General features: G+C 73.4%; 13 protein-coding genes. 7 read left to right on the forward strand and 6 right to left on the reverse strand.

The genetic code is table 11. The features are described 5' to 3' along the window. The first annotated feature begins 63 nt into the window (after window positions 1-63). The 4 genes from LQ326_RS20495 (at window position 64) to meaB (ending at window position 5,634) form a co-directional block, all read left to right on the forward strand. Entirely contained in the window at window positions 64-561 is a 498-nt protein-coding gene (locus LQ326_RS20495) for a MarR family winged helix-turn-helix transcriptional regulator (protein WP_234538687.1), read from the forward strand. Between the two features lie 113 nt (window positions 562-674). Next, window positions 675-2,480, forward strand: coding sequence for a methylmalonyl-CoA mutase subunit beta (locus LQ326_RS20500; RefSeq protein WP_234538688.1), 1,806 nt, complete (start codon window positions 675-677; stop codon window positions 2,478-2,480). Beyond that, the gene (gene scpA, locus LQ326_RS20505) at window positions 2,480-4,639 is read left to right on the forward strand and encodes a methylmalonyl-CoA mutase (protein WP_234538689.1); all 2,160 of its coding nucleotides are present in this window, start codon (window positions 2,480-2,482) and stop codon (window positions 4,637-4,639) included. Before LQ326_RS20500 ends, scpA begins: the two co-directional genes overlap by 1 nt. Continuing rightward, window positions 4,636-5,634, forward strand: coding sequence for a methylmalonyl Co-A mutase-associated GTPase MeaB (gene meaB, locus LQ326_RS20510; RefSeq protein WP_234538690.1), 999 nt, complete (start codon window positions 4,636-4,638; stop codon window positions 5,632-5,634). Before scpA ends, meaB begins: the two co-directional genes overlap by 4 nt. A gap of 79 nt (window positions 5,635-5,713) precedes the next feature. Here the strand turns inward: meaB and LQ326_RS20515 are convergent, their stop codons facing one another. The 4 genes from LQ326_RS20515 to LQ326_RS20530 all read right to left on the reverse strand — a co-directional run bounded on the left by LQ326_RS20515 (window position 5,714) and on the right by LQ326_RS20530 (window position 8,620). Continuing rightward, window positions 5,714-6,475 carry a hypothetical protein gene (locus tag LQ326_RS20515; protein ID WP_234538691.1) on the reverse strand — a complete coding sequence of 254 codons (762 nt, stop codon included), beginning with the start codon at window positions 6,473-6,475 and terminating at the stop codon, window positions 5,714-5,716. An 84-nt stretch (window positions 6,476-6,559) separates the two neighbouring features. Further along, window positions 6,560-7,285, reverse strand: a complete 726-nt coding sequence (locus LQ326_RS20520; RefSeq protein WP_234538692.1) for an alpha/beta fold hydrolase — start codon at window positions 7,283-7,285, stop codon at window positions 6,560-6,562. Beyond that, entirely contained in the window at window positions 7,282-7,635 is a 354-nt protein-coding gene (locus tag LQ326_RS20525; protein WP_234538693.1) for a hypothetical protein, read from the reverse strand. Before LQ326_RS20525 ends, LQ326_RS20520 begins: the two co-directional genes overlap by 4 nt. A 13-nt stretch (window positions 7,636-7,648) precedes the next feature. Then, window positions 7,649-8,620 (reverse strand): alpha/beta hydrolase, encoded by a 972-nt coding sequence (locus LQ326_RS20530; RefSeq protein ID WP_234538694.1) that lies wholly within the window; start codon window positions 8,618-8,620, stop codon window positions 7,649-7,651. Between the two features lie 458 nt (window positions 8,621-9,078). Between LQ326_RS20530 and LQ326_RS20535 the strand changes: the two genes are divergently transcribed. After that, the gene (locus LQ326_RS20535) at window positions 9,079-9,819 is read left to right on the forward strand and encodes a YoaK family protein (protein ID WP_234538695.1); all 741 of its coding nucleotides are present in this window, start codon (window positions 9,079-9,081) and stop codon (window positions 9,817-9,819) included. A 333-nt stretch (window positions 9,820-10,152) separates the two neighbouring features. Continuing rightward, a complete protein-coding gene (locus tag LQ326_RS47935; protein ID WP_268207327.1) occupies window positions 10,153-10,275 on the forward strand; it encodes a hypothetical protein in 123 nt (40 codons plus the stop codon). Between the two features lie 14 nt (window positions 10,276-10,289). On the opposite strand, the gene LQ326_RS20540 is transcribed toward LQ326_RS47935, so the two are convergent. Together LQ326_RS20540 and LQ326_RS20545 are read right to left on the reverse strand one after the other, a co-directional pair. Then, the gene (locus tag LQ326_RS20540) at window positions 10,290-12,032 is read right to left on the reverse strand and encodes a pyruvate dehydrogenase (protein WP_234538697.1); all 1,743 of its coding nucleotides are present in this window, start codon (window positions 12,030-12,032) and stop codon (window positions 10,290-10,292) included. Window positions 12,033-12,149: 117 nt separating this feature from the next. Then, window positions 12,150-12,494 (reverse strand): GNAT family N-acetyltransferase, encoded by a 345-nt coding sequence (locus LQ326_RS20545; RefSeq protein ID WP_234538699.1) that lies wholly within the window; start codon window positions 12,492-12,494, stop codon window positions 12,150-12,152. A gap of 210 nt (window positions 12,495-12,704) precedes the next feature. On the opposite strand from LQ326_RS20545, the gene LQ326_RS20550 reads away from it, so the two are divergent. Further along, window positions 12,705-13,871, forward strand: coding sequence for an MFS transporter (locus tag LQ326_RS20550; protein ID WP_372496907.1), 1,167 nt, complete (start codon window positions 12,705-12,707; stop codon window positions 13,869-13,871). Window positions 13,872-14,096: the final 225 nt, after the last annotated feature.

The raw sequence follows: 14,096 nt of genomic DNA on the forward strand, positions 1-14,096 counted from the left end.
GACTGCGGTACGGCTGCACGCTAGCCCACTATCCAAATTTGGACAACAGGTAGACTCGATGCCATGGCCGCCGCCCAGGAAGACCCCGCCGAGCTGCCCGAATGCCCCTCCCTGAAGGGCGGCGGGCTGCTCCCGCCCGAGCTGCGCGCCTGGATGCTGCTGCTGGCCGCGACCGGTGCGGTGGAGCAGCGGCTGCGGTCGGTCGTGAAGGAGACGCTGGCCGTCTCGCACGACGAGTTCCTGATCCTGTGCCTGCTGGCCGAACAGCCGCGCGAAGGCGTGCGCATGACCCGGATCGCCGAGCTGCTGGGCCGCCCCAAGACCCGCCTCACCTACCAGATCGCCTGCCTCCAGCACGCCGGCCTGGTCACCCGCAGGGCCGCCTGCGGCGACAAGCGGGGCATCGAGGTCGCCCTCACCGACAAGGCCCGCCGACAGCTCCAGGACGCCTCCGCCGCCCTTGCCGGGACCGTCGCGCAGGCGGTCGGCCACGTCATCGGACCGGAGCAGCGCGAGGCGCTGTGCGCGCTCGTCCCCAGGCTCGCCGACGACACGCCCTGACCGTACGAATCCGGCCACTCCATCCCCGGGAGGCGCAGGTCACAGCCACGGAGAGGGCAAGGTCACAGCCCTGCCAACGGCACGGTTCCAGCGGTCTGCCCTAGCATCCGAGCATGACGGTCCTGCCTGACGACGGGCTCTCACTGGCCGCCGAGTTCCCTGACGCGACGCACGAGCAGTGGCAACGCCTGGTCGAAGGTGTGCTGCGCAAGTCGGGCAAGGAAGTCTCGGGCGAGGCCGCCGAGGACGCTCTGTCCACGACGCTGGAGGACGGGCTGCGCACCCGTCCCCTGTACACCGCGCGCGACACCGCGCCCGACCCCGGCCTGCCCGGCTTCGCGCCGTATGTGCGCGGCGGCCGTCCGGAGGGCGGCGTCACCGGCGGCTGGGACGTACGGCAGCGGCACGCGGCGGCCCCCGACGGCGCGGTCCTGACCGACCTGGAGAACGGCGTCACCTCGCTCTGGCTGCTCGTGGGCCGGGGCGGCATCCCGGTGCCCGGCCTCGCCCGCGCCCTCGACGGCGTCTACCTCGACCTGGCCCCGGTGGTCCTGGACGCGGGCCGGGACACCGAGGCGGCGGCGGCCGAACTGTTCCGGCTGTACGACGAGAAGGGCGTCGACCCCAAGGCCGTACGCGGCAACCTGGGCGCCGACCCGCTCGGGTACGAGGCCCGCACGGGCGAGTCCCTGGACTTCGCCGCCTTCGCCGCGCTCACCCGGCGCGTGGCCGAGGAGTTCCCGGGGCTGCGCGCACTGACCGTGGACGCGCTGCCGTACCACGAGGCCGGCGGCTCGGCCGCACAGGAGCTGGGTGCCTCGCTGGCCACCGCGGTGACCTACCTGCGCGAGCTCACCGAGGCCGGTCTCGGTGTCGAACAGGCCCTCGGGCAGCTGGAGTTCAGGTACGCGGCGACTGCCGACCAGTTCCTGACCATCGCCAAGCTGCGCGCCGCCCGACGGCTGTGGGCGCGGGTCGCCGAGGTCAGCGGGGCGGCCGGCGCGGGCGCCCAGGTGCAGCACGCCGTCACCTCGCCGGTGATGATGAGCCGCCGCGACCCGTGGGTGAACATGCTCCGCACGACGGTCGCGACGCTGGCCGCCGGGGTGGCCGGCGCGGACTCCGTCACCGTGCTGCCGTTCGACCACGCGATCGGTCTGCCGGACGCGTTCGCCCGCCGGATCGCCCGGAACACCTCGACGATCCTGGTCGAGGAGTCGCACCTGGCCCGGGTGATCGACCCGGCCGGCGGTTCCTGGTACGTGGAGCAACTGACCGACGAACTCGCCCACGCCGGCTGGGAGTTCTTCCGGACCATCGAACGGGACGGCGGGCAGGCGGCCGTGCTCCGCTCCGGCCGGCTGCGCACCGACCTCGCGACCACCTGGGCCGCGCGCTCCAAGAAGCTCGCCAAGCGCCACGAACCCATCACCGGGGTCAGCGAGTTCCCGCTGCTCGCCGAGAAGCCGGTGGAGCGCGAGCCCGCGCCCGAGCCGCCGTCGGGGGGCCTGCCCCGGGTGCGCCGGGACGAGGCGTACGAGGAGCTGCGCGCCCGCTCGGACGCCCACCTCGCGGCGACGGGCAGCCGCCCCCGGATCTACCTGGCGAGGCTCGGCCCGGCCGCCGCCCACACCGCCCGCGCCGCCTTCGCGGCCAACCTCTTCCAGGCCGGCGGCATCGAACCCGTCACCGAGGGCGGTTTCGAGGAGAGCGGCGCCACCGAGGCGGTGCTCTGCTCCAGCGACGCGCTCTACGCCGAACAGGCCGAGCAGGCCGCCGAGTCGCTGAAGGCGGCCGGTGCCCGGCACGTGGCCCTCGCGGGCCGGGGCGGGTTCACCGGCGTCGACTCCTACGTCTTCGCAGGCTGCGACGCCGTGGCCGTGCTGTCCGAGACCCTCGACCGCATGGGAGTGTCCTGATGGGAATCCCCGACTTCTCCGGCATCGAGCTGGGGACCCCGCACGCCGAGGGCAGCGCCGATCAGTGGCGGACGGCCGGCGGTGACCTGCCGCTGTGGGAGACCCCGGAGGGCATCGGGGTCAAGCCGCTCTACACCGGCCGGGACCTGGAGGGCCTCGACTTCCTCGGGACCTACCCGGGCATCGCGCCGTACCTGCGCGGCCCGTACCCGACGATGTACGTCAACCAGCCCTGGACCATCCGCCAGTACGCGGGCTTCTCCACCGCCGAGGAGTCCAACGCGTTCTACCGGCGCAACCTGGCGGCCGGCCAGAAGGGCCTGTCGGTCGCCTTCGACCTGCCCACGCACCGGGGTTACGACAGCGACCACCCGCGGGTGACCGGTGACGTCGGCATGGCGGGCGTGGCCATCGACTCGATCCTCGACATGCGGCAGCTGTTCGACGGCATCCCGCTGGACCGGATGACGGTGTCGATGACGATGAACGGCGCGGTGCTCCCCGTCCTCGCGCTCTACATCGTGGCGGCGGAGGAACAGGGCGTACCGCCGGAGAAGCTGGCCGGGACCATCCAGAACGACATCCTCAAGGAGTTCATGGTCCGCAACACCTACATCTATCCGCCGAAGCCGTCGATGCGGATCATCTCCGACATCTTCGCGTACACCTCGCAGCGGATGCCCCGCTACAACTCGATCTCCATCTCGGGCTACCACATCCAGGAGGCGGGCGCCACCGCCGACCTGGAGCTGGCGTACACGCTCGCGGACGGCGTCGAGTACCTCCGGGCGGGCCGGGAGGCGGGCCTGGACGTGGACGCGTTCGCGCCCCGGCTCTCCTTCTTCTGGGCGATCGGCATGAACTTCTTCATGGAGATCGCCAAGTTGCGGGCGGCCAGGCTGCTGTGGGCCAAGCTGGTCTCCCAGTTCGAGCCGAAGAACACCAAGTCCCTCTCCCTGCGCACCCATTCGCAGACCTCGGGCTGGTCGCTGACCGCGCAGGACGTCTTCAACAACGTCACCCGCACCTGCGTCGAGGCGATGGCGGCGACCCAGGGCCACACCCAGTCGCTGCACACCAACGCCCTCGACGAGGCCCTCGCCCTGCCCACCGACTTCTCGGCGCGCATCGCCCGCAACACCCAGCTGCTCATCCAGCAGGAGTCGGGCACCACCAGGGTCATCGACCCGTGGGGCGGCAGCGCCTACGTGGAGCGCCTGACGTACGACCTCGCCCGCAAGGCCTGGGCGCACATCCAGGAGGTCGAGCAGGCGGGCGGCATGGCACAGGCCATCGACGCCGGCATCCCGAAGCTGCGCGTGGAGGAGGCGGCGGCCCGCACCCAGGCCCGGATCGACTCCGGACGGCAGCCGGTGATCGGCGTCAACAAGTACCGAGTGGAGGCCGACGAGGCGATCGAGGTCCTCAAGGTCGACAACTCCTCGGTGCGTGCCCAGCAGATCGAGAAGCTGCGGCGGCTGCGGGCCGAGCGCGACGAGACGGCGTGCCGGGACGCGCTCGACGCGCTGACCCGGGCTGCGGACGGCGACGGCAACCTGCTGGAGCTGGCGGTGCACGCGGCCCGCGCCAAGGCGACCGTCGGCGAGATCTCCGACGCCCTGGAGAAGGTGTACGGCCGGCACGCCGGCCAGATCCGTACGATCTCCGGTGTGTACCGCAACGAAGCAGGCGAGTCCCCGAACGTGGACCGCACCCGGGCCCTGGTCGACGCCTTCGACGAGGCCGAGGGGCGCCGCCCGCGCATCCTGGTCGCCAAGATGGGCCAGGACGGCCACGACCGCGGCCAGAAGGTGATCGCCACCGCCTTCGCCGACCTCGGCTTCGACGTCGACGTCGGCCCGCTGTTCCAGACCCCCGAGGAGGTCGCCCGCCAGGCGGTGGAGGCGGACGTCCACGTGGTCGGCGTGTCCTCGCTGGCAGCCGGCCACCTCACCCTCGTACCGGCGCTGCGCGAGCAGCTCGCCGAGGAGGGCCGGGCGGACATCATGATCGTGGTCGGCGGGGTCATCCCGCCGCAGGACGTGCCGACCCTCCTGGAGATGGGCGCCACGGCCGTGTTCCCGCCCGGGACGGTGATCCCCGACGCGGCCTACGACCTGGTGAAGCGGCTGTCGGCGGAACTCGGGCACGACCTGTGATCGATGTCGACGCCTATGTGAAGGGTGTGCTCGACGGGAGGCGCGCGGTCATCGCCCGCGCCATCACCCTCGTCGAGTCCACCCGGCCACAACACCGGGCGCTGGCACAGGAGTTGCTCACCGAGCTGCTCCCGCACAGCGGCCGGGCGCGGCGGATCGGCGTCAGCGGGGTGCCGGGCGTGGGCAAGTCGACGTTCATCGACGCGTTCGGCACCCTGCTGACGGGGCTGGGGCACCGGGTGGCGGTCCTGGCCGTGGACCCGTCGTCCACCCGCACCGGCGGCTCCATCCTCGGCGACAAGACGCGCATGGAGCGGCTGGCGGTCGACCCGGACGCCTTCGTCCGCCCCTCCCCCAGCGCGGGCACCCTCGGCGGGGTCGCCAAGGCGACCCGCGAGTCGATGGTGGTCATGGAGGCGGCCGGATACGACGTGGTCCTGGTCGAGACGGTCGGCGTCGGCCAGTCCGAGACCGCGGTCGCCGACATGGTCGACTCCTTCCTGCTGCTCAGCCTGGCCCGCACCGGCGACCAGCTCCAGGGCATCAAGAAGGGCGTCCTGGAACTCGCCGATGTGATCGCCGTCAACAAGGCGGACGGCCCGCACGAACGCGACGCCCGGTCCGCGGCACGGGAATTGGCGGGCGCCCTGCGCCTGATGCACGGCAAGGACGCGTTCTGGACTCCCCCGGTGCTCAGTTGCAGCGCGCGGGAGTCGACCGGTCTGGAGCTGGTCTGGGAACGGCTTGAGCAGCACCGGGCGGTGCTGGACTCCGCCGGGCGGCTCGCCGGCAAACGCCGGGAGCAGCAGGTGGGATGGACCTGGTCGATGGTCCGGGACGAACTGCTCGGCCGGCTGGCCGCCCACCCGGCGGTGCGCGCGGCCGCCCCCGGCCTCGAACAGCAGGTCAGGGAGGGCACGTTGACGGCGACGCTGGCCGCCGAGCGCATCCTGAAGGCGTTCGGCGAGCCGGCCGGGGACCCTCGGGCCGGCTGACCCTGGAGCGCCCCGCGGGGCCGGGCGACCAGGAGCGGACCGTGCCCTGGTACGGCGGTCCACCGGCGGGAGGCTCGCCTCACGAGCCGCCCCTCGCCCACGGCCCCTCCGGCACCGCCGTCGGTACCCTCTCCCCCGTCACGTCCACCACGATCGTCCGGTCGTCGTCCAGGTCCTCCCTGACCCGGCGCAGCCGCCCCGCCCCGTCGATCCAGTACCGCAGCGGCGCGTCACCGGCGGACGAGACGACGTCGTAGCGCCGGCCGTCGATCCGGTCCGTCCCCAGATGGCGCCGTCCCGACCGGGCGATCCGCCGCGCGTCGTCCGGGCGGTCGGCGGCCAGGGACAGCGTCAGCCGCAGCGCCGTGTCCAGCGAAGCGGGCCCGTACCGGCGGCGGATCCACGCCGTCGGCCTCAGCCGCGCGGCATCCCGTACCGCCTCCGCCGTGGACGCCGGTCTCGCCAGCGGGCCCGCGGTGCCGTCGGCCCTGGGGCGGGCCACCGCCAGCCCGGCACCGTCCCAGGCCAGCAGCCCCCGCTCCGCCGCGTCCCCCGTGTCGAACCAGCCCACCCCCCGGCGCCGGCGCTCGTCGACCACCGCGCGGACCACGGCCGTACCGCCGGGCAGCGGCGCCCGTACCGTCACCTCGGCCGGGCTGTCCTGGTACGCGCGGAGCGGGGTGAGGGCCAGGCGCCGGGCCTCGTCGGCCGAGAGCGGACGGGGGCCGCCGCCGGCCAGAAGGAAGGGCAGTGCCACGCACACCGCGGTGACGGCGGCGAGGGCCGCCCAGGTCCAGGGGGATCGCAGCCGTGCTCGTACGCGCGCCGGAGTCGTCCGCATGGCACGTACCTACACGCGGACGGGCCGCGCCCGGTCGACACCGGTGCGCGGCCCGCTCGGCATCACCCTTGCGGGGTGCGCCGGTTACTCCGTACCGAGGCTCCGGACGGCCTCGCGGATCAGGTCCACGACCTTCTTCGGGTGCGCGAGCATGACGAGGTGGGACGAGTCGACCTCGACCGTGGTCATGCCGGCGCGCTCGTAGCCGTACCGCTCGACGTCGGGATTGATGGTGTGGTCCGAGGACGACACCAGGCCCCAGGACGGCTTGGTCTTCCAGGCCGCGACCGGGGCCGCCTCGGCGAAGGCCGCGCCGGCCAGCGGCCGCTGGGAGACGGCGAGCACCCGGGCGAGGCCGGGGTCCACGTCGGCGGCGAAGATCGCGGGGAACCTGTCGATCTCGACGGTCACGTCGATGCCGGGCTCGTCCGAGCCCTCGACCGGGAACGGGGTGTACACCAGGGCCGAGGCCAGTTCGGAGTCGGGGAACCGGCCCTGCAGCTCGCCCAGGCTCTCGCCCTCCTCCAGGGCGTAGCCGGCCAGGTAGACCAGGGCCCGCACGTTGTCCTCGGCGCCCGCGACGGTGATGACGGCACCGCCGTAGGAGTGCCCCACCAGGACGACCGGGCCGGGGACGGCGCGGACGACCGAGGCGATGTAGGCGGCGTCGCCGGTGAGGCTGCGGTTGGGCACGGCCGGGACGAGCACCTTCAGGCCGTCGGCCAGCAGCTCCGGGACGACCCGGGCGAAGCTGGACGCGTCGGCGAAGGCCCCGTGCACGAGGACGACGGTGGGTGTGGAGTCGGTCATGGCAGTTCCTTGTCGGTTGTCCGGGAGGGCAGGGCTGTCGGCGTCGGCCGGCGCGGGTCGACGCCGAGGTCGGTGTCGACGTCGTAGGCGGCTTCCGCATGGTTCGGGGCGGGGTGCGCGATGTCGGCGCCCAGGTCGAAGGCCGCCGTCCCGACGGTCTCCGCCAGCTCGGCCTCCTCGCGCTCGGCCCGGCTCTGGCGGTGGTGCTCGGCGAGCTGTTCCTTCAGGTGCCTCAGCAGCGGGTGGCCGTCGTGGGCGGACGGCTCCGCGGGTTCCGGCGGTCCGTACGACGACCGCGACGGTTCGGAGGACGGTTCGGAGGACGGTTCGGACGGCTTGTTGGTGGTCACGTCGGCTCCCGGGTCAGCAGGTGTGGAGGGCCGCGTGCAGCGTGTGCACGGCCAGTGAGATCGCGGCCTGAGCGGCGCGGGTCCCGCGCAGGGCGTCGAGCATCACGAAGTCGTGGATGATGCCCTGGAAGCGGACCGCGGTGACGGGCACGCCGGCCTCGCGGAGCTTGTTGGCGTACGCCTCGCCCTCGTCGCGCAGGACATCGGCCTCGCCGGTGATGACCAGGGCCGGGGGCAGGTCCGTGAGCTGCTCGGTGGTGGCGCGCAGCGGGGACGCGGTGATCTGGGCACGCTCGGCCTCGTCGGTCGTGTACTGGTCCCAGAACCACTGCATGCCGTCGCGGCGCAGGAAGTAGCCCTCGGCGAACTGGTGGTAGGAGCCGGTGTCGAAGCTCGCGTCGGTCACCGGGTAGAACAGGACCTGCCGGCGCAGCGGGAGGCCGCCGCGCTCCTTGGCCATCAGGGTGAGGGCGGCGGTCATGTTGCCGCCGACCGAGTCACCGGCCACCGCGATCCGGGCGGGGTCCAGGTCCTTGGTGGCGCCCTGCTCCACGGCCCACTTCGCGACGGTCCAGTTCTGCTCGACGGCGACCGGATAGCGGGCCTCGGGCGAGAGGTCGTACTCCGGGAAGACGACGGCGGCGTTCGCGCCGACGGCGAGTTCGCGGACCAGGCGGTCGTGGGTGTGGGCGTTGCCGAAGACCCACCCGGCGCCGTGGATGTAGACGATCACCGGCAGGGTGCCGGTGGCACCGGCGGGCCTGACGATCCGGGCCCGCACCGTGCCGGTGGGGCCGCCGGAGACCGTGATCCACTCCTCGTCCACGGCCGGCTTGGCGATCTCGCCGGACTGCACCTCGTCGACGGCCTTGCGGCCCTGAGCGGGAGCGAGGTCGAAGAGGTAGGGCGGGTCGGCGGTGGCCTCGACGAAGGCCTGGGCGGCGGGTTCGAGCACCGGCGTGACAGGCGAGAAGGCTTCGGACATGCGAGTCTCCCGGGATTGCCTACGGCGGCACCGGTCACTCCGGCGCCGCCGCTGTTCACCGTAGGAACCCCGGGCGCCGGGCAGTTGCCTCCGAGAGCACACCCGTCCACCGCGCAGTGCACGCGCGGACCGGGTGCGCTGTGGGGCGGGTGCGAGTGCGCGCACGGGACACACCGCGGCCTGGAACGGGCTAGCGTGACGGTGCCGCGGTCGTGGCTCACCTCCTTTTCGCCGGCCACCTCGTACGCCGGCACCGCGCTTCCGTCCCGGAAGGGGTCCTGCAAGCGTGTCCGCCATGCCGGTGGGCGGTCTGACACCCCAGGCCTCCCACGACGCAGCCGAGTGCGGATCGCCCTCGCGGCGACCGCGGCCGGTCCCGCCGGCGGGTTCCGCACCCGCACGGTGCCTCACCCGGGCGGTGCCGCACCGCGCGTCCACCGCGGCGGAAGGGGCGCCCCGTGCGCAGGCTGCTGACTGACGCGTTCCACACGCTCATACCGCCCCGTGACGACCGGCACGGCCCGCTGCCGCCCCTGATGCTGACGCTGACGGTGGTCACCGGCCTGGTGGACGCGGTCAGTTACCTGTCCCTCGGGCATGTCTTCGTCGCCAACATGACCGGCAACGTGGTCTTCCTCGGCTTCGCGCTGGCGGGTGCCCCGGACCTGTCCGCGCTCGCCTCCGTCATCGCGCTGGCCGCGTTCCTGGCCGGCGCGCTGGGCGGCGGCCGGCTGGGCACCCGGTTCGCCGCGCACCGCGGGAATCTGCTGAAGCGGGCGACGGCCCTGCAGGCGGTCCTGGTCGCCGTCGCGGTCGCCGTCACCGCGGTCGCCGACGGGCGGGTCACGGCCGGCGTCCAGCACACGCTGATCGTGTTCCTGGGGCTCGCCATGGGCCTGCAGAACGCGGTGGCCCGGCGCCTCGGCGTCCCCGACCTCACCACGACCGTACTGACGCTGACCCTGACGGGACTTGCGGCGGACTCCGTCCCGGCGGGCGGCGCGGCCCCCCGGCCCGGGCGCCGGATCCTGTCCGTCCTCGCCATGCTGCTCGGCGCGTTCGCCGGTACCGGACTCCTGCTCCACGGCCACCTGGTGCTCACGCTGGGCCTGGCCCTGCTGCTCCTGGCCGTCACCTCCCTGGCGACGCACCGCCTGGCCGCCGGCGACCCCGCCTGGACCCGGCCGGGACCGGCATGAGCGACCCCGCCCCCGGCTCGACCGGCTCGGCCTGGACACCCGCCCGCTGACCGCCGCCGCCACGCTGCCGCTGACCACCGCCGCATACGGCGGCGGCCGCCGCGAAACCCCAAGGGCACCGGCCCCAGGCCCGCACCACGTCCGGCTGAACAACCGCCACGCTGCCGCTGACCACCGCCGCATACGGCGGCGGCCGCCGCGAAACCCCGAGGACACCGGACCCAAGCCCGCACCACGTCCGGCTGAACAACCGCCACGCTGCCGCTGACCACCGCCGCATACGGCGGCGGCCGCGGCGGAACCCCGAGGGCAGCGGTCCGGGCCCAGCACCACGTGCGGCTGACGGCCGCCTGCCGCCGGTTCGAGGAGGAGGGCCGCGCGCTGCTCACCTCGGACACCGTGCCCGAGGTGACGCGGGCCTTCGACACGACGGCGGGACCGGCGCTACGGCCCTGAGCCCGAGGACGGGCTCACGGGCGGGGGATGTTGCGGAGGTTGGCCCGCGCGAGGTGGACCATCCGGCCGACCCCGCCGCTCAGCACCGTGCGGCTCGCGGAGAGCGCGAAGCCGCTGACCTGCTCGGCGGTGATCTTCGGCGGGACGGCCAGGGCGGCGGGGTCGGTGACGACGTCGACCAGCGCGGGCCCGTCATGGGCGAACGCCTCGCGCAGCGCACCGCGCACGTCGGCCGGCCGCTCCACCCGGATGCCTCGTGCCCCGGCCGCGGTGGCGATGGCCGCGTAGTCGGTGTGCGGGTAGGAGGTGGCGTGCGGGGGCAGGCCGTCGACCATCATCTCCAGGTCGACCATGCCGAGCGAGGAGTTGTTGAAGACGACGACCTTCACCGGCAGGCCGTACTGGACGAGGGTGAGGAAGTCGCCCATCAGCATCGAGAAGCCGCCGTCGCCGGAGAGCGAGACGACCTGGCGGCCGCGGTCCAGGAACTGGGCGCCGATCGCCTGGGGCAGCGCGTTGGCCATCGAACCGTGCACGAACGAGCCGAGGATGCGGCGGCGGCCGTTCGGCGTGAGGTAACGCGCCGCCCACACACAGCACATGCCGGTGTCCACGGTGAACACGGCGTCGGCGGCGGCCTCTTCGTCGAGCACCGAGGCCACGAACTCGGGGTGGATCGGGGTCTGCTTCTCGACATCGTGGGTGTAGGCGTGCACGGCGCCTTCGAGGGCGCGGACGTGCCGCTCCAGCATGCGGTCGAGGAACCGGCGCGACTGCTTCTCCCGCACGGCGGGGGTCAGGCACCGCAGGGTCTCGCCCACGTCACCCCAGACGGCCAGGTCCAGCTGGGTGCGGCGGCCGAGCCGCTCGGGCTGGACGTCGACCTGGACCGTGCGCACGTGGCGGGGCAGGAACTCGGTGTACGGGAAGTCCGTGCCGAGGAGCAGCAGCAGGTCCGCCTCGTGCATCGCCTCGTAGGCGGCGCCGTAGCCGAGCAGTCCGCTCATCCCGACGTCGTACGGGTTGTCGTACTGGATGTGCTCCTTGCCGCGCAGCGCGTGCCCGACGGGGGCCTTGACCTTCTCGGCGAAGGCCATCACCTCGGCGTGGGCGCCGGCGACGCCCCGGCCGCAGAACACCATCACGCGTTCGGCGGAGTCCACGAGCTCGGTGAGGCGGGCGAGTTCGCGGTCGCCCGGGCGGATGGCGGGCAGGTCCAGGGGCAGAGTGAGTTCGGGGGCCGCGTCCGGGGTGTGCTCACCGGCGGTGTCGCCGGAGAGGGCCACGACCGAGACTCCGCGGCGGCCGACAGCGTGCTGGATGGCGGTCTGGACGACACGGGGCATCTGGTGCGGGGAGGAGATCAGCTCCGAGTAGTGGCTGCACTCGGCGAACAGCCGGTCGGGGTGGGTCTCCTGGAAGTAGCCGGTACCGATCTGGCCGCTCGGTATCTGGGCGGCGAGGGCCAGCACGGGCGCCATCGAGCGGTGGGCGTCGTACAGACCGTTGATCAGATGCAGGTTGCCGGGGCCGCAGGAGCCGGCGCAGGCGGCGAGGCGGCCGGTGAGCTGGGCCTCCGCGCCGGCCGCGAAGGCGGCGACCTCCTCGTGGCGGACCTGGACCCACTCCACCGCCTCATGGCGTCTGACCGCGTCGACGACCGGGTTCAGGCTGTCCCCGACCACGCCGTAGACGCGGCGCACACCCGCGCGCGCGATGAGGTCGACGTACTGTTCCGCGATGGTCTGCTTGGCCATGGCACTCCTCGGGCTCCGGCGGCGCGGCGGGGGCCCGCCCCGCCGGCGGTCACGGTAGCCGCCCGGGACGGGCCGGAGTTGACCATCAGCGCATGGGATCGCTGCCGTCAGCGCATGTCACGCCCGGTCGAGTTCGCCGCGCAGCCACCGCAGGACGTCGGGGCTCACCGGATCGGCCAGATCGGCGAACTCCTGGTGCCGGTGCAGGAACCCGGCCACGTACCGGCACACGGGTACGACCCGCTTCCCGCCGGTGCGGACATCGGTGAGCGCCTCCTCGATCAGCCGGCCGGCCAGGCCCTGTCCGGCGAAGGCGTCGTCGACCTCGGTGTGGTAGAAGACGCGCTGGTCACCGTGGTCGCGGTAGGCGGTGAGGCCGACGCGTTCGCCGTCGACCAGGATCTCGTAGCGGTGGTGGGCGCCGTCGTGCACGACGACCGGGGCGGCCTCGGGGCGGCTCATCGGTTTCCTTTCGGTGGGGCGTGGGACAGTCATCTCCCGCTGAGATGACTGACATCCCGGATCATCGCCGGGAAGGGGGAAGCATCACGGGCGGACGAGCGCTGGTGAGGGGTGAGAGCAACACCTGCTGTGAGGAAGGTCCCCGTGTCCCAGTCGTCGTCCGAAGTCCGCTCCCCGCGCGGGGAGGCAGCCGCCGAGGCAGCCCACGGGGTGCCGGGCTGGCTGATCGCACTGTTCGCCGTCGCCTCCGGCATGACGGTCGCGAACCTGTACTACGCCCAGCCATTGCTGTCCGAGCTGCGCGGTGTCTTCCACGTCAGCGAGGCCACCGCGGGCGCGCTGATCACGCTCACCCAGGTCGGCTACGTGATCGGCATGATCTTCCTGGTGCCGCTCGGCGACCGGCTGGAGAAGCGGAACCTGGTCACCGGGCTGCTGACGGTCACCACGCTCGCCCTGGTGGCGGCCGGTCTCGCGACCGGCTTCCCGATGCTGCTGATCGCCTCGCTGGTCAGCGGTGCCACCTCGGTGGTGGCCCAGATACTCGTCCCGTTCGCCGCGAGCCTGGCGCCCGACCATGCCCGGGGCCGGGTGGTGGGCCGCGTGATGAGCGGCCTGCTCACCGGCATCCTGCTCTCCCGCACGCTCAGCAGCCTGGTCTCCAGTGTCGCCGGCTGGCGGGTCGTCTACCTCGGCTCGGCCGTCCTGATGGCCCTGCTGGGCGTGGCCCTGCGGCTGGCCCTGCCGCGGCACGCGCCGACCACCTCCGTGCCGTACCACCACGTGCTGCGCTCCACGGCGGCGCTGGTGCGCACGCACCCCGCGCTGGTGCGCCGCGGCCTCTACCAGGCGGCGATGTTCGGTGCCTTCAGCGCCTTCTGGACCACCGTCTCCTACGTCCTGACCGGACCGCACTTCCACTACTCCGCGGTCGGCGTCGGGGTGTTCGCGCTGGTCGGCGCGGCCGGTGCGGCCATCGCCCCGTTCGCCGGGCGCTGGGCCGACCATGGACTGACCCGCCGGATGACCGGTGTGGCGTTCGGCGTCGCCGCGCTGGCCTTCGCGACGGCCGGCTTCGGCCGGCACAGCGTCATCCTGATCGGGCTCGCGGCCGTCGCCCTCGACATGGCCGTGCAGACCACTCTGATCCTCGGCCAGCACACCGTCTACCAACTCGATCCCCTCGCCCGGGCCCGCCTCAACAGCGCCTTCATCGCGATCTTCTTCTTCGGCGGCGCGCTCGGCTCGCAGCTCGGCTCGATCGCCTACCGGGCCGGCGGCTGGAGCACGGTCAGCCTCTTCGGGGCCGCCCTGCCGGTGCTGGGGCTGCTGTACTGGCTGACCGAGCGCCGGACCGGCGCGAAGCTCTCGGCGTGACGCGGCGCGGGCGGCACGGGCGGCTTCCGTCGCGCGGCGGACAGGCCGGTGGGAAGGCGCCCGTCGAGCCCCGCGCCGGCGAGGCGCCCGTCGAACTCCGTGTCGGCGAGGCGCCCGCCCGGTACTCCCCGCCCGGCCCGGGGCCGACGACGACCACGCCCGCCTGCTCGTTCACACGCGCCTCGCTTCGTACGGCTGCCGGCCACCGACGGTAGGGCGGTACGG

This window comes from Streptomyces shenzhenensis, from assembly GCF_021462265.1.
Lineage (GTDB): Bacteria > Actinomycetota > Actinomycetes > Streptomycetales > Streptomycetaceae > Streptomyces > Streptomyces shenzhenensis.

What these genes read in the sequence shown, in the direction of transcription:
- LQ326_RS20500 (WP_234538688.1), top strand. Translation starts at nt 675, where the DNA reads ATGACGGTCCTGCCTGACGACGGGCTCTCACTGGCCGCCGAGTTCCCT.
- LQ326_RS20495 (WP_234538687.1), top strand. Translation starts at nt 64, where the DNA reads ATGGCCGCCGCCCAGGAAGACCCCGCCGAGCTGCCCGAATGCCCCTCC.
- scpA (WP_234538689.1), top strand. Translation starts at nt 2,480, where the DNA reads ATGGGAATCCCCGACTTCTCCGGCATCGAGCTGGGGACCCCGCACGCC.
- LQ326_RS20515 (WP_234538691.1), bottom strand. Translation starts at nt 6,475, where the DNA reads ATGCGGACGACTCCGGCGCGCGTACGAGCACGGCTGCGATCCCCCTGG.
- LQ326_RS20545 (WP_234538699.1), bottom strand. Translation starts at nt 12,494, where the DNA reads ATGAGCCGCCCCGAGGCCGCCCCGGTCGTCGTGCACGACGGCGCCCAC.
- LQ326_RS20540 (WP_234538697.1), bottom strand. Translation starts at nt 12,032, where the DNA reads ATGGCCAAGCAGACCATCGCGGAACAGTACGTCGACCTCATCGCGCGC.
- LQ326_RS20530 (WP_234538694.1), bottom strand. Translation starts at nt 8,620, where the DNA reads ATGTCCGAAGCCTTCTCGCCTGTCACGCCGGTGCTCGAACCCGCCGCC.
- LQ326_RS20520 (WP_234538692.1), bottom strand. Translation starts at nt 7,285, where the DNA reads ATGACCGACTCCACACCCACCGTCGTCCTCGTGCACGGGGCCTTCGCC.